The organism is Brucella rhizosphaerae, from assembly GCF_002252475.1.
Classification (GTDB): domain Bacteria; phylum Pseudomonadota; class Alphaproteobacteria; order Rhizobiales; family Rhizobiaceae; genus Brucella; species Brucella rhizosphaerae.
Map to the genome: position 1 here is coordinate 576,771 of NZ_NNRK01000034.1, position 23,175 is coordinate 599,945.

A 23,175-nucleotide genomic window follows, 5' to 3' on the forward strand; every position below is an offset into this window, starting at 1 on the left:
TCACTACTTGAAGGGGGTAATGTCTTGCTTGTTTCTCTTACGTCTATTGTATTGTTACTGATTGGTCTTGCGCTCGGCGTAGCCGGGATTTATCTCGCCACACTGGGTGGCAGCTGGGCCTTTATCATCATCGCTGTCGGTTTTCTGCTGACAGGTTTCTTCCTGCTCAAACGAAACGCTCTGGCGCTCTGGATTTATGCGCTGGTTATTCTCGGATCGCTCGGCTGGGCAGTTTATGAAGTCGGCTTTGATTGGTGGCGTCTCGGTTCCACTGGTGGCATCATTGTGCTGCTTGGCCTCTGGATGCTCACACCATGGATCAGAAAGCCGCTCAACGGCGGCGGGCTTCCGCTGACGATAGCAACGCTGGCAGCGCTGGTTGTCGCAGGCTACTCAATGACGCAGGATCCGACCAATATCAAGGGTGATCTGCCAACGGAAAAGGTCGCTGCAACACCTGATCTTGGCGGCAACGTGCCGGATGGTGAGTGGCATCAATATGGGCGCACGCCCTACGGGCAGCGTTATTCGCCGCTTGCGCAGATAACGCCGGAAAATGTCTCCAAACTACAAGTCGCCTGGCAATATCAGACCGGTGATGTGAAGCAGCCACAGGATGTGGGCGAAACCACCTATCAGGTGACGCCGCTTAAGATCGGCGACTCGCTTTTCCTCTGCACACCGCACAATTGGGCGATTGCGCTTGATGCTGCTACAGGCAAGGAAAAGTGGAAATTCGACCCGAAAGTTGGTTTCAACACCGACCGCCAGCACCAGACCTGCCGTGGCGTAAGCTACTGGAAGGATTCAACTGCAACGGCAAGCGCCAAGTGTTCTGAGCGCGTTTATCTGCCGACATCGGATGCGCGTCTGATTGCGCTTGATACCGCTACCGGCGAAATCTGTACCGACTTTGCCAATGGCGGCACGCTCGATCTCAGCCATGGGATGAAATATAACCCGGCTGGCTATTATTACTCGACCTCGCCACCGGCGGTGGTTGGCGATAAGATTATCGTTGGCGGTGCGGTCAATGACAACTATTCGACTGAAGAACAGTCGGGCGTTATTCGTGCTTTCGATATCCGCACGGGTGAGCTGCTCTGGAACTGGGATTCGGGCAACCCGGATGTTACGACGCCGCTGCCGGAAGGTGAGCATTACACGACTAACTCGCCTAACAGCTGGTCGGTATTCAGCGTCGATGACAAGCTTGGCCTTGTTTATATCCCGCTCGGTAACCAGGTGCCGGACCAGCTCGGCATGGGCCGCAGCGAGAATGTCGAGAAGTATTCGTCTTCAATCGTGGCACTTGATGTGAATACGGGTCAGGTAAAATGGGTGCGCCAGACGGTACATCACGACCTTTGGGATATGGACGTTCCAGCTCAGCCTGTTCTTCTTGATATCAATGGCGTGCCTGCGCTGGTCGGTCCGACCAAGCAGGGCGATATCTATGTGCTCGACCGCCGGACGGGCGAGCCGATCATTCCGGTCAGCGAGATTGCGGCACCAACAGGTGCAATTCCAGAAGATCATACATCGCCCACGCAGCCGATCTCTGATCTCACATTCAACCCACCACCGCTTAAAGAGAGCGACATGTGGGGCGTGACATTGTTTGATCAGCTTGCCTGCCGTATCTCGTTCCACCAGCATTTCTATGAAGGGCGTTATACGCCGCCTTCGCTTAAAGGCACGATTGTCTATCCCGGCAATTTCGGTGTCTTCAACTGGGGCAGTGTGGCGGTCGATCCGGTGCGTCAGGTGATGTTCGGTATGCCGACTTATCTCGCCTTCACGTCCCGTCTTGTTCCGCGTGCAGACATTCCACCACGTGGTCAGGACGAGAAAGGTAGCGAACAAGGGCTCAACCGCAATGATGGCGCACCTTATGGCGTCTTCATGGGGCCGTTCTTAAGCCCGCTTGGCATTCCGTGCCAGTCGCCACCATGGGGCTATGTTGCAGGTGTCGATTTGCGAACCGGCAAGACGGTCTACAAGCATCGCAACGGCACAATCCGCGACATGGCACCGGTTCCGCTGCCATTCAAGGTGGGTGTGCCGGGTATCGGTGGACCGATGATCACAGCTGGCGGCGTTGCCTTCCTTGGCGCTGCGGTGGATGATTATCTCCGTGCTTACAATCTCACCAATGGTGAGGTTCTGTGGGAAGCACGTCTGCCTGCAGGCGGTCAGTCCACACCTATGAGCTATACGGTCGGTGATCAGCAATTCGTGCTGATGGTTGCCGGCGGCCATGGTTCTGTCGGCACTAAGCCGGGCGACTACGTGATTGCTTATACGCTGCCGAAATAGCAGCGCCCGCTAAAAAGGAAACGCCGGGAAATTCCCGGCGTTTTGTCTTGTTTATATGGCCCTTTTCCGAAGAAACCTTCACAGCTTCCCGTGCAGCAACTCGCCCTTTCGGGGTGCGGGGCGCACAGGCTTTTGTACGCTATGGGTGGCAAGCTCTTGAATGATCGGACAATTGGGACGGTTATCGCCATGGCAATTATGGGCAAGGTGGCGCAGCGTATCAGCCATGTTTTGCAGCTGCTTCATCTTGGTTTCAAGATCTTCAACGTGCTGAAGCGCAACCTTCTTCACATCAGCAGATGCGCGGTTGCGGTCGCGCCAGAGCGCGAGCAATTCCTTGATCTGATCGACCTGAAAGCCGAGATCGCGACTTGAACGGATGAAACGCAGCGTTTCGACATCATTCTGCGTATAGACGCGATAGCCCGAACTGGTCCTATCGGCAGCCTCGATAAGCCCGATGGTTTCATAATGGCGGATCATTTTCGCCGATATGCCCGATGCTTTGGCGGCTTGCCCGATATTCATCCCGTTCCTCGCTGTATCGTGATTTTACAGGATATAGGGATGGCAAGGCCTCATTCAAAGAGCCTTGCGAGCAGGTATTCAACGATTGTTATGCTAAAAGACCAGACTATAGCCGTCTGGCAAAAGATGCTTACGGATGAAACTCCCTCCTGCCAGATGTCTGACAGGAGGGAGAGTTTTAAGATGCTCGATCAGGCAGAGAAGTAGTTCTGCGTACCGTGCGCTTCGATGGCCTGAGCAAGGCGTTCCAGCGCATGAACATAAGCTGCCGAGCGGACAGTGACCTTATGTTGCTTGGCATGGTTCCAGATGGCGCGGCCTTCACGTTCCATGATGGTTTTCAGGCGCTCATGGATTTCTTCAAGCGTCCAGTAATAGCCCTGACGGTTCTGTACCCATTCAAAATAGGAAACAGTGACGCCACCGGCGTTGGCCAGGATGTCTGGCAGAATGATGACACCCTTTTCCTCCAAAATCTTGTCGGCTTCAGGCGTAACAGGACCGTTTGCAAGCTCAACAATCAACTTGGTTTTGATGGATGCAGCATTGTCGACATGGATCATGTTTTCCATGGCGCTTGGTGCCAGTACATCGCAATCAACGGCAACGAGTTCATTAGCACTGATTGCTTCATGACCGTTGGAGCCAGCGGTGGAAACAACTGACTTGCCCTGTTCCTTTGCTGCCAGCAGCAGATCAAGATCGAGACCCTTGGCACAATAGACAGCACCAGACGAATCCGAAACGGCTACGATCCTGTGACCATCACTGGCCATAAGTTTTGCGAAAAACTGTCCCGCATTACCGAAGCCCTGAACGGCAACGCTAAGCTGCGCAGCAAGGCCGAGGTCGTGCGCCAGATGGCGAACCAGATAGAAGCCGCCGCGTGCAGTCGCATCGTTACGACCAAGCGAGCCGCCAAGCGCCAATGGCTTTCCGGTAATAACAGCCGGTGAAGATTGGCCGACGATCTGGGAGTATTCGTCTGCCATCCAGCCCATAATCATGGAGTTGGTATAGACGTCCGGTGCAGGAATATCGCGGTCTGGGCCGATAATGCCTGAGAAAGCCTGAATGTAAGCGCGCGAAAGACGCTCAAGCTCAGCCTTGGACAGCTTGCGTGGATCGACCTGGATAGCACCCTTGCCGCCGCCATAAGGCAGGTTCATCACGGCGCACTTGAAGGTCATCCAGAAAGCGAGTGTTTCCACTTCTTCTGCAGTTGATTCGGGGTGATAGCGAATGCCGCCCTTGGTTGGTCCGCGGGTGTCGTCATAGCGGCAGCGCCACGCAAGAAAGGATTTACGCGAGCCGTCGTCCATGCGGATCATCAACCGCACTTTCATGGTTTCGCGGGCGTATTTCAGCTTTTCGATAACATCCGGATCGATATTGATATGGCTTGCGGCTTCATCAAGACGAACGAGCGCGCTTTCGAGTAGATTTTCCCTAGTCACGAAATCACCTTTCTTGCGTTTAAGTTTTTTTAAATGCGATTTTGCGCAAGTCTGCGTATCGTTTCGCGCAATAAAAGGAAAGAGAAAAGGACAATATTATTGTCCTATTTTGATGAAAACTATTTGGAGGCTTTCTAATATTAATAGTAGCTAATATTATGAATCCAAGCAGCCAGAGCTTGCGGTCTCTGAGATTACTTCAGCTTCACGAAGCGATCAGGCCTGCTTCAGATATCCGCGTTCCACGCCTTCCGTGATAATCCGTTGAACGGCTTCCCAGAGAACATCAGACGCATGGGAAATCGGTAACTTTCGATCCAGCACGTCGGACGCAGTCACACCCGGCGTGTGCCATGTTCCGCCGCTGGTGAAAAAGTTATGGAGTAGCGGCTGTAGCCTATCCATGGCACGCGCAAATTGGGCTTCCGGTGTCGTGCGCGCCTCAAATTCGTCCCATAGGGCACGGAACTCCAGCGATTGATCTTTGGGCAAAATGCCAAATATCCGGTCGGCAGCCTGTATTTCGCGCTCTTCCTGATCAATGGCTCCCACCTCATCATAAATGAACGTATCGCCCGCATCGATTTCCACGATATCGTGGATGATCAGCATTTTCAGTGCGCGCAGTAGATCGACTTTCTCATTTGCGTGTTCATGCAGAACCATCGCCATCAGCGTCAGCTCCCAGGTGTGCTCCGCATCATTTTCGCGTCGTGAACCATCCAGAAGTGGTGTCCGTCGTATTATCTGTTTCAGCTTTTCAACTTCGAGAATGAACTGGAATTGCTGCCGCAATCTGGAGTGCGGCACAAGGTTCGCGAATTCGCTTTCAGACAATTCAAGCGGCTTCAGCGGAGTAGCATCGGTCATTGGGAATTCCAGTCGAAGTTGATGGAGGGCATTCAAATCCACACCACTACTGTCCGGGTATGAGATGAATTGCAATATCTGGCCGGTCCGATCCTCGCCATGTCGCGAAATGGTGTCGATGTCGTATTTGTGACGTCTTTTGACGCAAGCCTGCTGTCGATCTTGCGCATGAGACAATACAAATATCAGTAGAGATTTTTCATGGGCCACATGGGTGCATGAACCGTAAGACTGGTGGTTTGTTGATGTCCCGCTTTTCGTTAGCTTCTATCGTTGGTAATGCGCTTTCCGGCAACAAGAACTGGAAGCCGCAATGGCCGGATGCCGAACCCAAGGCCGAATATGATGTGATCATCGTCGGTGCTGGCGGCCATGGTCTTGGTGCGGCTTACTATCTGGCGAAAGAACACGGCATCACGAATGTCGCAGTCATCGAAAAAGGCTGGCTCGGTGGCGGCAATACCGGGCGCAACACCACCATTATCCGCTCCAACTATCTCTATGATGAGAGCGCGCATCTCTATGAACACGCCATGAAATTGTGGGAGGGTCTCAGTCAGGACCTCAACTACAATGTCATGTTCTCGCAGCGCGGCGTCATGATGCTGGCGCATACGGTGCATGACGTACAAAGCTTCAAGCGCCATATCCATGCCAATCGTCTCAACGGCATCGACAATGAATGGATGACCAGGGAACAGGCCAAGGAATATTGTCCGCCGCTCGATATTTCACCCAATGCGCGTTATCCGGTTGTCGGTGCCACCTTGCAGCGGCGCGGTGGTGTGGCCCGTCATGATGCGGTGGCCTGGGGCTATGCACGCGGCGCAACTGAGCGCGGTGTCGATATCATCCAGAATTGTCCGGTTACGGCCATCCGTCGTGATGCGTCGGGCCGCGTGACCGGCGTTGATACGCCACGCGGTTTCATCAAGGCGAAGAAGGTGGCGGTTTCAGCTGCTGGAAGCACATCTGTCGTCATGGACACGGCAGGCGTGCGTATGCCGCTTGAAAGCTTCCCGCTACAGGCGCTGGTGTCGGAGCCGGTTAAGCCGATCTTCCCATGCGTGGTCATGTCTAATTCGGTGCATGCCTATATCAGCCAGTCCGACAAGGGCGAGCTGGTGATTGGTTCGGGCACTGATCAATATGTGTCTTACAGCCAGCGCGGTGGTCTGCCGCTGATCGAGCATACGCTTGCGGCGATCTGCGAAGTGTTTCCGATTTTCACCCGCATGCGCATGTTGCGCAAATGGGGCGGTATCGTTGACGTTACGCCTGATCGTTCGCCAATCATCGGCAAGACGCCAGTGCCGGGTCTTTTTGTCAATTGCGGCTGGGGTACGGGTGGCTTCAAAGCAACGCCAGGATCGGCGCATGTCTTCGCGCACACCATCGCGCGTGATGAACCACACTGGATCAACGCACCATTCACGCTTGAACGTTTCACAACTGGTCGCCTGATCGACGAAGCGGCTGCTGCTGCTGTTGCGCACTAAAGAATAGGGGAAACACACAATGCTTCTTATCCGTTGCCCTTATTGCGAGATGGTGCGCCCCGAATTGGAATTCGCCTATGCGGGCGAAGCGCATATTGCGCGCCCTGCCGATCCATCCACGCTGACCGATCAGGAATGGCGTGATTTCCTGTTCACGCGTTCTAATCCGCGCGGCACCCATTATGAGCGCTGGCGGCATATAAATGGTTGCGGTCGCTTCTTCAACGCGGTGCGCGACACGGTGAGTGACAAGTTTGTCACCACCTACAAAGCAGGCGAAGCACGTCCTGCTTTGGAAGAAACTCCGGCTGCGGAGACGAAATAATGACCGATATGCGCATTCATAACAAAGGCCGCGTCAACAAGGCCAAGGCCGTGCGGTTCACCTTCAACGGTAAGTCTTACTCTGGCTTTGAAGGCGATACGCTTGCCTCAGCCATGCTGGCAAATGGCGAGCATCTGGCCGGGCGTTCGTTCAAGTATCACCGCCCGCGCGGTATTCTTTCCGCCGGTTCTGAAGAGCCGAATGCGCTGATGGGCGTGTCACGCGGACCGGGTCGCTATGAACCAAACACCCGCGCAACGGTTCTCGAACTCTATGACGGCCTGAAGGCCGAAAGTCAGAACCATTGGCCATCGCTCAAGCACGATGTCGGCGCGATTAATGATGCGTTCTACATGTTTTTCTCGGCGGGCTTTTACTACAAGACCTTTATGTGGCCGAAGAGCTTCTGGAACAAGGTTTATGAGCCGTTCATCCGTGGCGCCGCCGGTCTTGGCAAGTCGCCGTCTGAACCAGATCCGGACACCTATGCCAGCCGCTACGCTTTCTGCGACGTGCTGGTGGCGGGTGGTGGACCTGCCGGTCTTGCGGCTGCCCTTGAAGCTGCAAAGGGCGGTGCGAAGGTCATCCTCGTTGATGAGCAGGCGGAATTTGGCGGATCGCTATTGTCGGAACCGGAGCCGGTCATCAATGGCCGCGTAAGCTGGGACTGGCTCAATGAAACCATAGCAGCGCTTAAGGCCAATCCCAATGTCACGCTTTTGCCGCGTACCACGGCCATTGGCTATTACCACCAGAACATGGTTGGTCTGTGCGAACGCCTGACCGATCATCAGGCCAAGCCTGCGTCCAACGCACCGCGTGAACGCATGTGGCGTGTGCGTGCAAAGCAGGTCGTGCTGGCGCAGGGCGCGATAGAAAAACCGCTGGTGTTTGCAGGCAATGACCGTCCGGGCGTGATGCTTGCATCTGCTGCACGCACCTATCTCAACCGTTATGGCGTCAAGGTTGGCAACAAGGCTGTGGTCGTCACCTCGCATGACAGCGCGTGGCTTGCGGCCTTTGATCTGGCGGTTGCAGGCGTCAAGGTTCCCGCCATCATTGATATGCGTTCGACAGTTGCCGACAGCCTCATCAATCGTGCAAAGATGCTTGGCATTGAAACACTGACCGGCTGGACCGTTACTGACACAGGTGGTCGCCACCGCGTCTCATCCGTACGCGCCAATCCAGTCAGTGGAACCTCTGTCGGTGCCGCATGCACAATTGCCTGCGATGTTGTGTTGATGTCTGGCGGCTGGAACCCGAGCGTACATCTCTTTTCGCACACTAAGGGTTCACTCATCTGGGACGAAGAGCGTCAGATTTATCTGCCCGGCGCTCGCACCGAGGAAAGCCGGTGCGCAGGCGCAGGCAATGGCAATTTCGATTTGCAGGCCGCATTACGCGAAGGCGCTGAGGCTGGAGCGGCTGCCGCAACGGATGCCGGGCATAAGGCCAGGTTGTCTGAATATGCTGTCGCCGGTGATTTCGTCTGTGCTGGTGTCAGCTGTCGCGAACTGCCGACGGATCGTGATCCTGGAAAGGCCAAGGCCTTCATCGATTTCCAGAACGATGTGACCGCCAAGGATATTCGTCTGGCTGTGCGCGAAGGTTTCCGGTCGATTGAGCACGTCAAGCGCTATACCACCAATGGTATGGCGACCGATCAGGGCAAGACGTCCAATATCAATGGGCTGGCGGTTGCATCGGATGCGTTGAAGCGTCCGACACCGCAAGTTGGCCTTACTACCTTCCGCCCGCCATATACGCCGACAACCTTCGGGGCCTTCTGCGGCTATAATCGCGGCAAGCTGTTTGATGTAACGCGCAAGACGCCAATTGATAGCTGGGCTGAACAGCATGGCGCTGCTTTCGAGCCGGTCTCGCTGTGGCGTCGTGCATGGTATTTCCCGAAAACCGGTGAAGACATGCACAAGGCGGTGGCGCGAGAATGCAAGGCAACGCGTGAATCGCTTGGCATGTTCGATGCCTCCACGCTTGGCAAGATCGAAGTGGTCGGCCCGGATGCTGCTGAGTTCATGAACCGCATGTATACCAATCCGTGGGCGAAGCTTGGTGTCGGACGCTGCCGCTATGGCCTGCTGCTTGGCGAAGATGGCTTCATCCGCGATGATGGTGTTGTCGGTCGTCTGACACAGGATCGTTTCCATGTGACGACCACGACCGGCGGTGCCGCGCGTGTTCTCAATATGATGGAAGACTATCTTCAGACTGAGTGGCCCGAGCTGAAAGTCTCGCTGACCTCAACCACCGAGCAATGGGCGGTTGTTGCGATTAACGGTCCGAATGCGCGCAAGCTCATTGAGCCTATGGTGGAAGGGCTGGACATTTCGAATGAGGCTTTCCCACATATGTCGGTGGCCGAGTGCACATTCCTGGGTGTTCCAGCGCGCCTGTTCCGAATGAGTTTCACTGGCGAACTAGGCTTTGAAATCAACGTGCCCGCCCGCTATGGCCTGTCGTTGTGGAAGGCACTTTATGAGGCCGGACAGCAATACGACATCACGCCTTACGGTACGGAAACCATGCACGTGCTGCGCGCCGAAAAGGGCTATATCATCGTCGGTCAGGATACTGACGGCACGATAACACCGGACGACGCCAGCCTTGGCTGGGCTGTTGGCAAGCAGAAGCCGGACTTTGTCGGCAAGCGGTCGCTGACGCGTCCCGATATGCTGAAATCTGACCGCAAGCATCTGGTCGGTCTTTTGACCAAAGACCCGAAGCTGGTGCTGGAAGAGGGCGCCCAGATTGTCGCCGATCCCAACCAGCCATTGCCGATGACCATGCTTGGCCATGTCACCTCATCCTATTGGAGTGAGGCACTTGGCCGGTCCATTGCAATGGCGGTGGTCGCGGGTGGCAAGGATCGTATGGGCGAAACTATGTATATGCCGATGCCGGATGGCAGCGTACATGAAGCGGTGATTTCGGGCATGGTCTTCTATGATCCCGAAGGCAAGAAACTGAACGGATAAGGATTGAACCATGCTTGTTGAGACAAAACCTTATTCGAACCGCAAGGTGGTTATTTCCGGTCGTCTGGAAATCCACGCAGCAGACGATGCCGCTCGATTTATCCTGCGCATTGCTCCGGCAAAGCTGAAACTTGCTGAAAAAGCATTGGGTGCGAAACTCCCGGCAAAGATTGGTGATCTTATTCGCACAGATGATATTGCTGTCGCCTGCCTTGGGCCGGATGAATGGTATATCTGGGCCGATGAAAGCAAGGGCGCTGCCATCACCGAGGCTTTCGCAAAGCTTTATGAAACCGAACCGCATAGCTTGACGGAAGTGAGCCATCGCGAAACTGGCATCGAAATTTCTGGCCCCCGGGCCGAGTGGCTGTTGAACGCCGCATCACCGCTGGAACTCTCGCAGATGCTGGCACCAGGTGCCGCCCGAACGATCTTCGATCATGCCCAGATCATTTTGTTGAAATGGGATACCGATCATTACCGCATCGAAGTGTGGAACTCGTTTTCCGATCATGTCTGGACCTTGCTGGAGCTCGCCAGCAACGAGGTTTAACACGTGATCTGACGGGTCAGATATGAACTGAAAAACGCCGCCCAACCGGGTGGCGTTTTTGCTTTTTACGGCAAATTCGATCTTGCCTTCCATAAATCCATATGTGAAGACTATATTCACATAAGAAATTCATGAGGAGGGAATTTCCCGATGTCGGAAAGCGAACTGCCGCTGAACGGGCTTGTCGTTGTCGATATGAGCCAGTTTTTGTCGGGGCCGTATTGCTCTTTACGTCTGATGGATCTGGGCGCACGCGTTATCAAGATCGAAAGACCAGATGGCGGTGATCTCTCGCGGAGGCTGTATCTCAGCGATACGGAAATCGGTGGAGATTCCACGATTTTTCATGCCATTAATCGCGGCAAGGATAGTCTCGCCATCGACCTTAAAAATCCCGACGATCTGGCGGCATTGAAGAAACTTCTGACAAAGGCTGATGTCGTCATTCAGAATTTCCGCCCCGGCGTCATAAAGCGTCTTGGCCTTGACTACGAAGCCGTGAAAGAAATTAATCCGCGCCTCGTTTATGCATCGATCAGTGGCTATGGTGAAGAGGGGCCATGGGTTGGACGTCCGGGGCAGGATTTGCTGGCGCAGGCGCGTTCAGGTCTGATGTGGCTGAATGGCGATGAAGGGCAGGGACCTGTGCCTTTTGGTCTTGCCGTGGCCGACATGCTGGCGGGAGCGGCAGCAGCGCAGGGCATTCTTGCGGCGCTTGTTCGTCGTGGCATCACCAATAAGGGCTCTCATGTAGAAACCAGTCTTCTCGAAGCGCTGGTCGATTTCCAGTTTGAAGTGCTGACCACGCATCTCAATGACGGTCGTCGCCTGCCGAAGCGTTCCGATTTCCGCAGCGCCCATGCCTATCTCGCGGCACCTTATGGCGTCTATCCAGCAGCGGATGGTTATCTCGCCATCGCCATGATGCCGATTCCGAAACTGGCCGCGCTTCTTGGATCTGACACTCTTGCACCTTTCGCGGACGATCCGAAAATTGCTTTCGCTAAACGCGATGAAATCAAGCGTCTGATCGCCGTCCGAATTGCTGAAAAGACCGTGGATGAATGGCTCGCCATTCTGGAACCCGCCGATATCTGGTGCGCTCGCGTTCTTAATTGGGAAGAGCTTCTGTCGAGCGAAGGTTTCTCAGTCCTCGATATGCTGCAGACCGTCACGCGCGAGGATGATGTTTCCATCACCACCACCCGTTCGCCGCTGCGCATTAATGGCTTGCGTGCGAAGGTTACCCGCGCCGCTCCTCGTATTGGCGAGAACAGCAAGGAAATTCGCGAGGAGTTCGGTCTATGAGCACGATCAGGCTGAAAGGCATGACCTGGAGTCATCCGCGCGGTTATGATCCAATGGTCGCTTGCGCGGAACAATGGCTTGAGGACAAGGGTGTCGAGATCGAGTGGGAAAAGCGTTCGCTGCAGGATTTTGAGACTTTTCCGGTCGAGGAACTGGCGCGTAATTTCGATATGATCGTGATCGACCATCCGCATGTGGGGCAGATTACCAAGGAAGGCTGTCTGCTGCCGCTTGACGTGGCTGGCCGTGAAACGGAGCTCGCCGCACTTGCCGAGGGTTCGATTGGAGAGTCTTTTCCGAGCTATAACTGGCAGGGGCGGCAATGGGCGTTTCCACTGGATGCTGCAACGCAGGTTCAGGCATGGCGTCCCGATCTGATGGACAAGCCGGCCACCTCGTGGGGCGAAGTGCTGCGTCTTGCACGGTCCGGTAAAGTGCTTGTGCCGTTGCGTTCGCCGCATTCACTGATGAGTTTTTATACACTTGTCGCCAATGCCGGAACGCCATGCAGGGTCGAGGGTGAACTGATCACACTGGAAGACGGCGTCAACGCTTTCGAGCAGTTGCGCGAGCTTGCTTCACTGGTTTCGCCCGAATGCTTTGGCATGGACCCCATTACAGTCTTTGAGGAAATGGCAAAACCCGATTCCGAAATCGCCTGCTCACCGCTGATCTATGGCTATGTGAATTATGCCATGCCGGGCTTCCGCGAACGCTTGATCCGTTTTGCCGATATTCCAGCCGGCGCGGCGGGTGTTGCAGGTTCGGCGCTGGGTGGCACAGGTATCGCTGTTTCTGCATTCAGCAAACATCCGGATGCGGCAATTGATTTCGCTTACTGGGTTGCGAGTGGTGACGTGCAGAAGGGGCTTTATGCGGCCTCCAACGGTCAGCCGGGTATTGCTGCGGCATGGGAAGACGATGTTGTGAATGGCGCCACATCGGATTTCTATCGCGATACGCGAGCAACACTCGAAGGCGCATGGGTGCGTCCACGCCATGACGGTTATATGCCATTTCAGGAAGCGGCTTCAGAGCGTATCAATAAGGGCTTGCAGGAAAACGAAGCGGCGGAACAGGTTATCGCTGACCTTAACCGTCTTTTCCGCGAAAGCTTTTGATCAATATAGTCAGGCTGGCGGTAAATCCGCCAGCCTGACTATAAATTACAGTTTCCAGAGGCGTCTTGCATTTTCAGAAAGCAGCAGCGCTTTTTCGTCTTCACTGCATCCTTCAAGCAGCGCATGGGTTGTGGCAACCCATGTCGAAAGCCCGGCGTCGACATTGCTCGCTAATGTGCAAACAGGCCAGTCGCTGCCCCATACAATGCGCTCCCAGCCAAACGACTGGATGACATGCTCCACATAGGGCCGCAGCGTGTCGACCGTCCAGCTTTCAGCTTCCGCATAGGCAACAACACCAGAAATCTTGGCAACGACATTATCGCGTTGCGCAATCTCGGTGATACCCTTTTGCCAGCCTTCCGATGCTCCTGATTTGATATCCGGCACACCACAATGATCAAGCACGAATTGCGCATCAGGTGCCAGGTCGGCCAGCGCGAGCACTTTGTCTGTCTGGTGTGGCAGGGTGCAAAGGTCGAATGTCAGGCCAGTGCCTTCCAATCGCGCGATGTTCTCACGAAACAAAACTCCTTCGGAAAGCTCATCGGGAACCACATGCAGGACGCGGCGAAACCCCTTCACAAAAGGATTGCGCTGCTGCTGTTCCAGATATTCCGCAAAGCCCGTTTCTTCCGGGCGGCAGGATACGATCGCACCTTTGATAAAGCCATCTGATCTGTTGGAAATTTGCTGAATGTGATCGGTTTCGGCCTGAATGGCGTCCGTAAAAACATCCACTTCCATGTGCAGCGCTGCTGTAATGCCGCAACGCGCGGCCTGCTTCTGATAAGTCTCAAACAGAAAGTCGCGGTTCAGTTCCGGAACACCGCCGAGCCATGGATAATTGAGCGCGCTTTTGTCGATCAGATGCAGATGGGTATCGATAATCATGAAAACTCTCCTCCTGTGTCATACTTTCAAAAAAGAAGAGAGTTTTCAAATAAGAATTATCGCTGCTAACTAATCTGTTGTGCCGATATCAGAACCAACCAGTTTGGATAGGTCCTTCACCGTATTCTGCAGCAGTGTAATCGTCTGTGTGATGTCTGGCGCGGGGGCTGAGTTGACAAGTGTCACATAAGGGCAGGTGAGCGCTGCGATACAAGCGCCGTCAGGACCGAGGATAGGTGCGGACAGATTGTAAACGCCTGCGACCTGCGCGCTGGGCATCATCTCGTAGCCGCGCTCTCTGATCTGGTCTAAGCGCTCATAGAAGCTTTCATCAAGCTTAACGCTGTCGCTATCCTTGACATACTCGGCAATCATCATCTTGCGCTCTTCCGGCGAGCGGAAGGCAAGCAGCACATGCCCGGAGCCCGTATCAAACAAGCTGATATGTGAGCCGACGCGGATGGAAATTCCCCAGTAATCCGGGGCTTCCTGCTGGGCGATGACAACGACTGATCCCCGGTCGAAAACCGCAAGCTGGTTGGCCTGTTTTGAGCGGTCGGCGAGGTCTCGCATATAGGGTGTCGCGAAGGATGCGAGCCTGCGCACAGGGGCATGCAGATGCGCTAAGCCGAACAGCTTAAGGGTCAGAGAATAGCGGTCACCTTCGAGTTTGGTCACGTAACCGCGTTTCACCAACCGGTCGAGCATCCGATAAAACTCATTCGGGCTGCGGTCGAGATGTTTTGCAATCTCGGCCTGACTGAGACCTCCATCAACGCTTGCCAGCAATTCCAGAATGTCCAGCCCCTTGTCCAGCGCTGGCGCGCGATAACGGTCATCTGTTTCCAAACTCGTCCCCTTCATGAATAGCCCTCTTCATATACGAACATTGCAAGTGACGAAAGTCGTGAACGCAGCGAAAGCGCCTTGACCGGGTGTGAATATTATGTTTGCATATAAATACACAATTCACAATTGGGGGTGGGCATGGGAGTTGCCCGTCAAGAGGAGGAGAAGCATGAGAAATTTCACGACATCTGTGCTGGCAGGTTCTGTGCTGCTGGCTGCAGGAATGGTTTCCGCGGGGGCTGCGGAACTTCCGGGCAAATTTGAAGGCGTCACAATCGACGCCAAGCTGATCGGCGGTCAGCAATATGAAGCGCTCTATTCGCGCATTGCCGATTGGGAAAAGGCAACCGGTGCCAAGGTCAACATCCTGTCCAAAAAGAACCACTTCGAACTGGACAAGGAAATCAAGTCAGACATCGCATCGGGTTCGATCAACTGGTGCGTTGGCTCCAACCATTCGTCCTTTGCGCCACAATATCCTACCCTTTATGCCGATCTGAACGGATTGCTTCCAAAGGAAGAAATCGAAGGCTTCGTGCCGTCGGTCATTAAGGCTTCCACGCTCAACGACAAGCTGATCATGCTGCCGCGTGCACAGTTTGACGTCTCAGCGCTTTATTACCAGAAGGGCCTCTACGAAGATGACGCCAAGAAGGCGGCATTCAAGGAGAAATACGGCTACGATCTGGCACCGCCAAAGACCTGGAAAGAAGTTTCCGATCAGGCTGTGTTCTTTGCTGATCCGCCAAATTTCTACGGCACCCAGTTTGCGGGCAAGGAAGAAGCCATCAACGGCCGCTTCTATGAAATGCTCGTCGCTGAAGGCGGCGAATATCTCGACAAGGACGGCAAGCCTGCTTTCAATTCGGAAGCCGGTGTTCGCGCGCTCGATTGGTTTGTCAATGTCTACAAGGCCAAGGCAGTTCCTGCCGGCACGACCAACTATCTCTGGGATGAACTTGGCGCAGGCTTTGCATCGGGCACCATCGCACTCAATCTGGATTGGCCGGGCTGGGCGACCTATTTCAACGATCCAAAGTCGTCGAAAGTCGCAGGCAATGTTGGTATCGTTCCTCCACCGACAGGTTCGTCGGGTAAGCGCACTGGCTGGTCGGGCCATCACGGCTTCTCGGTCACTGAAACCTGCAGCAACAAGGAAGCTGCTGCATCGCTCGTCTGGTTCCTGACCAACGAAGATTCGCAGAAGCAGGAATCGGCTGCAGGCACTTTGCCAACCCGTACAGCCGTCTGGGATTACGTCATCGAACAGGCTGCGTCTGATCCATACAAGAAGGAAGTGCTCTCAGTATTCCAGGAAACGGCAAAGACCGCTTTCCCGGTTCCGCAGACACCATCCTGGATCGAGATTTCAAACGCTGTCTATCCTGAGCTTCAGGCCGCGATTCTTGGTGACAAGACTTCGCAACAGGCGCTCGACGATGCAGCCAAGAAAGCAACGCAGATCCTCGAGGATGCAGGCGAACTCTGATTTCGCTTGGTGACTTCATGGCCCGCCTTTGGGAAACCGACTGGCGGGCCGTTTTGACAGGTTTTCCGCTTAGAGCGCCACGCGTCCAACCGGACGCATCAAGGACGCTCTGAACTATTGTATCGACGCATCGTGCCTGCCAAAAATCGATACCGATTTTTAGGCCGATGCTGTGGTCCGCCGCTTCGGAAGAACAATGTTTAAACGAATTTCCCCGCCGGTTCTGCTTCTGCTTCCGGCCTTCATCATTCTCGCGGCGGTGGTTCTGTTTCCCCTCGCGCTTTCGCTTTATTCAAGCTTCACGCCGTTCCGGCTGACGCGTCCAGAAAGCCTGTTCACCTTCATCGGCCTGCGAAACTATCAGCGCATCATGACCGATTGGGTGTTTTGGGCTGCATTCATTCGTACGGTGATTTTCCTCACCATTGCACTCAATCTGGAAATGCTGCTTGGCCTCGGGCTGGCGCTGCTCATCAACAAGGCCACCCATGGCCAGCGCCTTCTGCGCACCCTGATGATGTTCCCGATGATGTTCTCGCCTGTTCTTGTCGGCTTCCAGTTCAAGTTCATGTTCAATGACAATATAGGTCTGGTGAACAATGCGCTGCAGTCGCTCGGCCTCACCAACACAGCCATTCCATGGCTGATCGACGGCAATCTGGCGCTGTTCGCCATCCTGATGGCTGAAGTCTGGATGTCGACCTCGGTGTTTGCGATCCTCATTCTGGGCGGTCTTCTGTCGATGCCGCAGGACCCGGTCGAAGCAGCCCGTGTCGATGGCTGCACACCCTGGCAGACCTTCCGCTATGTCATCTGGCCTTATCTGATGCCGTTTGCCTTCATCGCAATGACCATCCGGTCGCTCGATGTGGCGCGCGCCTATGATATTGTGAAGATCATGACCGATGGTGGTCCGGCACGCCGTACCGAGCTGATCTGGACGCTTGTAGGACGCACCGCCTATTCGGATGCGCAGATGGGACTGGCAAATGCTATGGCCTATGTCGCGATCCTGCTCTCGATCCTCTTCACTGTAATGTTCTTCCGCAAGCTTGCAGCCGCACGCGCGCAAATTGGAGCGGAGTGGTAATCATGGCTCACAAAGCACTCTCCAATGATCAGCACCGTCTGCTGCGCCGCGTCAAGAAGGTCGCTTATCTCATCGGCCTGTTCCTCGCGATGACCGTTATCTGTCTGCCGGGTCTTTGGATCGTTCTGTCTTCGCTGCGCCCGCCGGTCGAAATCATGGCAAAGCCGCCAGTGTGGATTCCGCAGGAAATCACACTTGATGCGTATTACGCAATGTTCTCTGGCGCAGGTGGTGGTGGCATTCCGGTATGGGATTATTTCCGCAACTCGCTGATTATCTCGGTTACGTCTACAGTGATTGCGCTGATCGTCGGTGTATCAGGCGGCTATGCCTTCGCGCGCTTTCGCTTCTGGGGCAAGTCGACGACCTTTCTTGGCCTCATGCTGACGCGCTCGGTGCCGGGCATTGCTCTGTCGTTGCCGCTTTTCATGCTCTATTCGCGCATTGGCATCATCGACACGCATTTCGGTCTGATCGTAACTTATGTGGCGCTAAACGTGCCTTTCACCATCTGGCTGATCGATGGCTTCTTCCGTCAGGTGCCAAAGGATCTGGCGGAAGCCGCACAGATTGACGGCTGCACACGCTGGCAGGCATTCTGGCAGGTGGAGTTTCCGCTGGCCGGTCCCGGCATCGCAACAGCAGGTATCTTCGCCTTCCTCACCTCATGGAACGAATATGCGCTGGCATCCCAGCTCACCCGTTCGGTTAATTCCAAGACCCTTCCTGTCGGTCTTCTCGATTACACCGCTGAATTCACCATCGACTGGCGTGGCATGTGCGCGCTTGCAGTCGTGATGATTATCCCGGCGCTGACCCTCACATTCATCGTTCAGAAGCATCTTGTTGCTGGTCTGACGTTCGGCGCGGTTAAAGGTTGATATAGTAATGGCTCAGCTTTCCATTAAAAATCTCGTCAAGCGCTACGGCACAATCGAAGTGGTGCATGGCATTAATCTCGAAATCGCTGACAAGGAATTTGTTGCACTTGTTGGGCCTTCGGGCTGCGGCAAGTCTACAACGCTGCGCATGATTGCAGGCCTTGAAAGCATTTCCGACGGTGCGCTCGAAATCGGCGGTAAAGTCGTCAATGATCTGCCGCCGCGTGATCGCAACATCTCCATGGTGTTTCAGTCCTATGCGCTCTATCCGCATATGTCGGTGCGCGAGAATATGGGTTTTTCGCTCAAAATCGCCAAGCAGCCGCAGGCGGAAATCGACCGCCGCGTCAATGAAGCCTCCGCCATTCTTGGTCTTGAAACACTGATGGAACGTCGTCCGGCGCAGCTTTCCGGCGGTCAGCGCCAGCGCGTCGCCATGGGTCGCGCCATCGTGCGCAATCCGGAAGTGTTTCTGTTCGACGAACCGCTTTCCAACCTCGATGCGAAACTGCGCACGCAAATGCGCACCGAGATCAAGAAGCTACATGCCAAGGTACAGTCGACAGTCGTTTATGTGACCCACGATCAGGTCGAGGCGATGACGCTGGCTGATCGTATTGTGATCATGCGCGATGGCCATATCGAGCAGGTCGGCACACCCGATGAAGTGTTCAAGCGTCCGGCAACCCAGTTCGTGGCAGGATTTATCGGCTCGCCGCCAATGAATATGGCTGAAGCAACGGTTGAGGCGTCCGAGCTGGTTTTTGCCAATGGCGATCGCTTGCCGGTGCCCGCCCAATTCAAGGCGCAAGTTAAAGATGGTGCGAAGGTGACTTTCGGTCTGCGTCCGGATGATCTTTTCCCGAAAGGCCACGGCCTTTCGTCGGGTGAGGCTATTCACGAGGGTGGCTTGCGCGTTTCCATCACTGAGCCGCTTGGCAATGAAACGCTGGTCTTTGCGGAGTTTGCAGGCAAGGAATGGGTGGCGCGTATGTTGAACCCGCGTCATCTGCAACCGGGTGAAACCATTCCGATGCAATTTGATTTGTCGCAAGCGCACCTCTTCGATGCAGCAAGCGGCAAGAGCCTGGCCCAGAATCTGGCCCAGAATCTGGCGGTGTAATCATGGCACGTATTGAAAAAGTTGAACTGCGGATGGTCGACCTTCAGCCGAAGGTCAAACGCACCGATGCGATCCAGAGCTTTGTCAGTCAGGAAACGCCTATCGTCACAATTACCGACAGTGATGGCGCAGTCGGCACCGGCTATAGCTACACAATCGGAACTGGCGGATCGTCAGTGATGCGGCTGCTCAACGATCATCTGGTGCCATTGATCATCGGGGATGATGCGGATTGCATCGAGGCGATCTGGCGTAAGCTCGAATTTGCAACCCATGCCACAACCATTGGCGCAATTACGGCTTTGGCGCTTGCTGCCATCGACACGGCCCTTTGGGACTTGCGTGCGAAAAAGCAGAAGCTACCGCTTTGGAAGCTTGCAGGCGGAGCCAAGGATCGTTGCCCGCTTTATACGACCGAGGGCGGTTGGCTGCACATCGAAAAAGAAGCGCTCGTCGAGGACGCACTGCAAGCCAAAGCCAAGGGCTTTTCCGGCTCCAAGGTAAAAATCGGCAAGCCGCATGGCTCGGAAGATTATGCGCGTCTGGCAGCGGTTCGTGCGGCTGTCGGTGACGGCTTTGAAATCATGACCGATTGCAATCAGGGCTTTACAGTTGATGAGGCGATCCGCCGTGCAGAACGTCTGAAAGAACTTGATCTGGCATGGATCGAAGAACCGCTTCCGGCGGATGATCTTGACGGCCATATTCGCCTGACGCGCTCGACCCCGACGCCAATTGCGGTGGGTGAATCGATCTATTCAATCCGCCATTTCCGCGAATATATGCAGAAGGGGGCCTGCTCCATCGTGCAGGTCGACGTGGCTCGCATCGGCGGTATCACGCCATGGCTGAAAGTTGCACATGCGGCGGAAGCCTTCGACATTCCAGTTTGCCCTCACTTCCTGATGGAGCTGCATGTGAGCCTTACCTGCGCAGTGCAGAATGGCCGTTATGTCGAATATATTCCGCAACTCGATGAACTGACCACCAAGGGCATGGAAATTCGTGATGGTCATGCCATTGCGCCATCCGAGCCGGGTATTGGTATCGAATGGGATTGGGATGCTGTGCGCAGTCGTTCAGTTGCTGAGTTCACCCGTGAGATCGTGAGCGCGGCATGAGTACACGCATGGGCATGGTGATCGGGCTCAAGCCTGAAAAGATCGCAGAGTATAAGAAGCTGCATGCGAGCGTGTGGCCGGAAATTCTGGCGCTCATCTCAGAGTGCAATATCACCAACTATACGATCTTTCTGAAAGAGCCTGAGAACCTGCTGTTCGGCACATGGGAATATGTGGGCGCCGACTTTGAAGCTGACATGAAGAAGATGGCGGACAATCCTAAAAATCAGGAATGGTGGGCTGTTTGCATGCCATGCCAGAAGCCGCTCGAAACCCGTAAGCAAGGCGAGTGGTGGGCAATGATGGAGGAAGTTTTCCATCATGACTAAGGCGTTCGATCCCAAAACCCTGCGCCAGTGGTGGGCCAAACCCTCTCAGCCAAAGCCCATCGTGATTTTTGGTGCAGGCAGTATTGTCGGTGACGCGCATCTGCCCGCTTATCAAAAAGGTGGCTTCCCGGTGGCGGGTATTTTCGACCCCAATTTCAAGAAGGCGAAAGAGCTTGCCGATCAGTGGGACGTCAAGGCTTTTGCGAGTATTGAAGAAGCGATCGCAAATGAGCACGCAATCTTCGATCTGGCAACGCCGCCTTCAGCGCATGCTTCGATCCTTTCGCAATTGCCGGAAGGCGCTGCCGTTCTGATCCAAAAGCCGATGGGCAGTGATTTGGGTAGCGCTACGGAAATCCTGAAAGTCTGCCGCGCGCGCAAACTCAAAGCGGCCGTGAATTTTCAGCTGCGTTTTGCGCCGATGATGCTGGCACTCTACGATGCCGTCGATAAGGGCTTGCTTGGCGAAGTCGTGGATTTCGATGCATGGCTGGCGCTTGCGACCCCATGGGGTCTGTGGCCATTCTTGAAAGGTCTGCCGCGCATAGAGATCGCCATGCACTCAATCCATTATCTGGATTTTGTGCGCGGGCTTCTGGGCAATCCGCAAGGCGTTCACGCCAAGACCATCGGCCATCCAAACCACGAAGTCGCCCAAACCCGTACGGCTGCGATCCTCGATTATGGTAACCGCGTACGTTGCGCCTTGTCGATCAATCACGACCATGATTTCGGACGCAAATTTCAGGCCTGCGAGTTCCGCATCTGCGGGACAGAAGGTGCGGCCTATGTGAAGCTTGGCGTTAATCTCGACTATCCGCGCGGCGAGCCAGACGAGCTCTGGATCAAGCCAAAGGGTGGCGATGACTGGGTTTCCGTGCCGCTTGAAGGCGGGTGGTTCCCGGATGCATTTCTCAACCGTATGGCGCAGTTGCAGCGCTTTGCGTGCGGTGAAGAGGCAGAACTGATCGGCTCGGTCGAGGATGCCTGGCACACCATGGCATTGGTCGAAGCGGCCTATCAGTCAAGCGCTGCGCCCGCTACCCAGCTTGCTGCAAAGCCGGAGTTTTAATCATGTCCGAACAGACGATCTATTTTGAAGATTATGAACTTGGCCATGAGCGGGGCACTTATGGCCGGACCATCACCGAAACGGATTTCGTGGTGCATGCCGGACATACAGGCGATTTTTTTCCGCACCATATGGATGCGGAGTTCGCAAAAACTTTGCCGGGCGGTCAGCGGATTGCCCATGGCACAATGGTCTTCGCAATCGGCGTCGGCTTAACTGCGACGCTTATTAACCCTGTTGCGTTTTCCTATGGTTATGACCGTCTTCGTTTCGTGCGTCCGGTGCATATAGGCGATACGATCCGCACACGCGTGACGATCAGTGCCAAGGAAGATGATCCGAAGCGGAAAAATTTTGGCCGCGTTACCGAGCGGTGTGAAGTGCTTAATCAGCGGGACGAAGTGGTGCTAGCTTGCGACCACATCCTGCTTGTCGAACGGAAGGCTTGATAATGACGATAAGATTTGATGGAAAGACGGCTGTTGTTACAGCCGCAGCTCAGGGCATTGGTCGCGCAAGTGCACTGGCTTTTGCGCAAGCTGGTGCCAAGGTCTATGCGACCGATATCAATGAAGCTGCGCTGAAAGAGATCGACGGCGTTTCGGGGATTATCACGCGTAAACTCAACGTTCTCGACGAGGCGGAAGTCAACGCAACGATCGCTGAAATCGGTCAGGTCGATATTCTGTTCAACTGCGCAGGCGTCGTCCATGGCGGCTCTATTCTGGAAATGAAGGATGAAGACCTCGATTTCGCGGTCAATCTCAACATCAAGGCAATGATCCGCACCATCCGTGCCGTGCTGCCGGGTATGCTGGAACGCAAAGACGGCGCAATCGTCAACATGGCCTCGGTTGCATCGAGTGTGAAGGGTGTGCCGAACCGCTTTGCTTATGGCGTCACCAAGGCTGCCGTCATCGGTCTTACCAAGGCCGTTGCTGCCGATTACGTTGCCAAGGGCATCCGCTGCAACGCAATCTGTCCCGGTACGGTTGAAAGCCCGTCGCTGCAGGATCGTCTGCGCGCGCAAGGTGATTATGAAGAGCAGCGTGCCGCCTTCATCGCCCGTCAGCCGATTGGCCGTATTGGCCAGCCCGAAGAAATTGCCGACCTCGCAGTCTATCTCGCCGGCGCGACTTACACGACCGGCCAAGCTTACAATATCGACGGTGGCTGGACGATCTAGAGCTATCGCTATTCAGGCTCTGGCGGCCTGCAAACGGTATTCTTCTGCGCTTCCGGTGCTCATGTACCTTTAAGTACACTCCGCTCCGGTTCTCGAAAAACACCGTTTTCGGCACGCCATAGCCAGAATTTCGGCAGCTTTCAAAACTGGAATTAATTCTAT

The 23,175-nt window shown here is 54.8% G+C and carries 21 protein-coding genes; 16 read left to right on the forward strand and 5 right to left on the reverse strand.

The window, feature by feature from the left end:
* Positions 1 to 24: 24 nt before the first annotated feature.
* Positions 25 to 2,319: a glucose/quinate/shikimate family membrane-bound PQQ-dependent dehydrogenase gene (locus tag CEV32_RS19805; protein ID WP_094578805.1), complete on the forward strand. Its 2,295-nt coding sequence runs from the start codon at positions 25 to 27 to the stop codon at positions 2,317 to 2,319.
* A gap of 78 nt (positions 2,320 to 2,397) precedes the next feature.
* On the opposite strand, the gene cueR is transcribed toward CEV32_RS19805, so the two are convergent.
* The 3 genes from cueR to CEV32_RS19820 all read right to left on the reverse strand — a co-directional run bounded on the left by cueR (position 2,398) and on the right by CEV32_RS19820 (position 5,174).
* Positions 2,398 to 2,847 (reverse strand): Cu(I)-responsive transcriptional regulator, encoded by a 450-nt coding sequence (cueR, locus tag CEV32_RS19810; protein ID WP_094578806.1) that lies wholly within the window; start codon positions 2,845 to 2,847, stop codon positions 2,398 to 2,400.
* A 191-nt stretch (positions 2,848 to 3,038) separates the two neighbouring features.
* Positions 3,039 to 4,304: a Glu/Leu/Phe/Val family dehydrogenase gene (locus CEV32_RS19815; protein ID WP_094578807.1), complete on the reverse strand. Its 1,266-nt coding sequence runs from the start codon at positions 4,302 to 4,304 to the stop codon at positions 3,039 to 3,041.
* A 216-nt stretch (positions 4,305 to 4,520) separates the two neighbouring features.
* Positions 4,521 to 5,174 carry an HD domain-containing protein gene (locus tag CEV32_RS19820; RefSeq protein WP_094578808.1) on the reverse strand — a complete coding sequence of 218 codons (654 nt, stop codon included), beginning with the start codon at positions 5,172 to 5,174 and terminating at the stop codon, positions 4,521 to 4,523.
* 245 nt (positions 5,175 to 5,419) lie between these two features.
* Here CEV32_RS19820 and CEV32_RS19825 point away from each other — a divergent pair, with 245 nt between their 5' ends.
* From CEV32_RS19825 to CEV32_RS19850, 6 genes are all read left to right on the forward strand, one after another.
* A complete protein-coding gene (locus CEV32_RS19825) occupies positions 5,420 to 6,673 on the forward strand; it encodes a sarcosine oxidase subunit beta family protein (protein ID WP_094579189.1) in 1,254 nt (417 codons plus the stop codon).
* Between the two features lie 19 nt (positions 6,674 to 6,692).
* Entirely contained in the window at positions 6,693 to 6,998 is a 306-nt protein-coding gene (locus tag CEV32_RS19830; protein ID WP_094578809.1) for a sarcosine oxidase subunit delta, read from the forward strand.
* Positions 6,998 to 9,997, forward strand: coding sequence for a sarcosine oxidase subunit alpha (locus tag CEV32_RS19835; protein ID WP_094578810.1), 3,000 nt, complete (start codon positions 6,998 to 7,000; stop codon positions 9,995 to 9,997). The genes CEV32_RS19830 and CEV32_RS19835 overlap by 1 nt, the downstream gene beginning before the upstream one ends.
* Before the next feature lie 10 nt (positions 9,998 to 10,007).
* Positions 10,008 to 10,550: a sarcosine oxidase subunit gamma gene (locus CEV32_RS19840; protein ID WP_094578811.1), complete on the forward strand. Its 543-nt coding sequence runs from the start codon at positions 10,008 to 10,010 to the stop codon at positions 10,548 to 10,550.
* Positions 10,551 to 10,700: 150 nt separating this feature from the next.
* Entirely contained in the window at positions 10,701 to 11,858 is a 1,158-nt protein-coding gene (locus tag CEV32_RS19845; RefSeq protein ID WP_094578812.1) for a CaiB/BaiF CoA transferase family protein, read from the forward strand.
* Entirely contained in the window at positions 11,855 to 12,979 is a 1,125-nt protein-coding gene (locus CEV32_RS19850; protein WP_094578813.1) for an extracellular solute-binding protein, read from the forward strand. Before CEV32_RS19845 ends, CEV32_RS19850 begins: the two co-directional genes overlap by 4 nt.
* Before the next feature lie 45 nt (positions 12,980 to 13,024).
* Here the strand turns inward: CEV32_RS19850 and CEV32_RS19855 are convergent, their stop codons facing one another.
* Both CEV32_RS19855 and CEV32_RS19860 read right to left on the reverse strand, forming a co-directional pair.
* Positions 13,025 to 13,873: an amidohydrolase family protein gene (locus CEV32_RS19855; protein WP_094578814.1), complete on the reverse strand. Its 849-nt coding sequence runs from the start codon at positions 13,871 to 13,873 to the stop codon at positions 13,025 to 13,027.
* Positions 13,874 to 13,942: 69 nt separating this feature from the next.
* Complete coding sequence (locus tag CEV32_RS19860; RefSeq protein WP_094578815.1) at positions 13,943 to 14,737, reverse strand: IclR family transcriptional regulator; 795 nt, start codon at positions 14,735 to 14,737, stop codon at positions 13,943 to 13,945.
* A gap of 154 nt (positions 14,738 to 14,891) precedes the next feature.
* On the opposite strand from CEV32_RS19860, the gene CEV32_RS19865 reads away from it, so the two are divergent.
* The 9 genes from CEV32_RS19865 (at position 14,892) to CEV32_RS19905 (ending at position 23,013) form a co-directional block, all read left to right on the forward strand.
* On the forward strand, positions 14,892 to 16,211 hold the full coding sequence (locus tag CEV32_RS19865) for a type 2 periplasmic-binding domain-containing protein (RefSeq protein WP_094578816.1): 1,320 nt from the start codon (positions 14,892 to 14,894) through the stop codon (positions 16,209 to 16,211).
* A gap of 196 nt (positions 16,212 to 16,407) precedes the next feature.
* The gene (locus CEV32_RS19870; protein WP_094578817.1) at positions 16,408 to 17,301 is read left to right on the forward strand and encodes a carbohydrate ABC transporter permease; all 894 of its coding nucleotides are present in this window, start codon (positions 16,408 to 16,410) and stop codon (positions 17,299 to 17,301) included.
* A gap of 2 nt (positions 17,302 to 17,303) precedes the next feature.
* Entirely contained in the window at positions 17,304 to 18,182 is an 879-nt protein-coding gene (locus CEV32_RS19875; RefSeq protein ID WP_094578818.1) for a carbohydrate ABC transporter permease, read from the forward strand.
* Between the two features lie 7 nt (positions 18,183 to 18,189).
* Positions 18,190 to 19,305 (forward strand): ABC transporter ATP-binding protein, encoded by a 1,116-nt coding sequence (locus CEV32_RS19880; protein ID WP_094578819.1) that lies wholly within the window; start codon positions 18,190 to 18,192, stop codon positions 19,303 to 19,305.
* Positions 19,306 to 19,307: 2 nt separating this feature from the next.
* Complete coding sequence (locus CEV32_RS19885; RefSeq protein ID WP_094578820.1) at positions 19,308 to 20,426, forward strand: mandelate racemase/muconate lactonizing enzyme family protein; 1,119 nt, start codon at positions 19,308 to 19,310, stop codon at positions 20,424 to 20,426.
* Positions 20,423 to 20,755: an L-rhamnose mutarotase gene (locus tag CEV32_RS19890; protein ID WP_094578821.1), complete on the forward strand. Its 333-nt coding sequence runs from the start codon at positions 20,423 to 20,425 to the stop codon at positions 20,753 to 20,755. The genes CEV32_RS19885 and CEV32_RS19890 overlap by 4 nt, the downstream gene beginning before the upstream one ends.
* Entirely contained in the window at positions 20,748 to 21,827 is a 1,080-nt protein-coding gene (locus tag CEV32_RS19895) for a Gfo/Idh/MocA family protein (protein ID WP_094578822.1), read from the forward strand. The genes CEV32_RS19890 and CEV32_RS19895 overlap by 8 nt, the downstream gene beginning before the upstream one ends.
* 2 nt (positions 21,828 to 21,829) lie before the next feature.
* Positions 21,830 to 22,276, forward strand: a complete 447-nt coding sequence (locus CEV32_RS19900) for a MaoC/PaaZ C-terminal domain-containing protein (protein WP_094578823.1) — start codon at positions 21,830 to 21,832, stop codon at positions 22,274 to 22,276.
* 2 nt (positions 22,277 to 22,278) lie between these two features.
* Positions 22,279 to 23,013 carry an SDR family oxidoreductase gene (locus CEV32_RS19905; protein ID WP_094578824.1) on the forward strand — a complete coding sequence of 245 codons (735 nt, stop codon included), beginning with the start codon at positions 22,279 to 22,281 and terminating at the stop codon, positions 23,011 to 23,013.
* Positions 23,014 to 23,175: the final 162 nt, after the last annotated feature.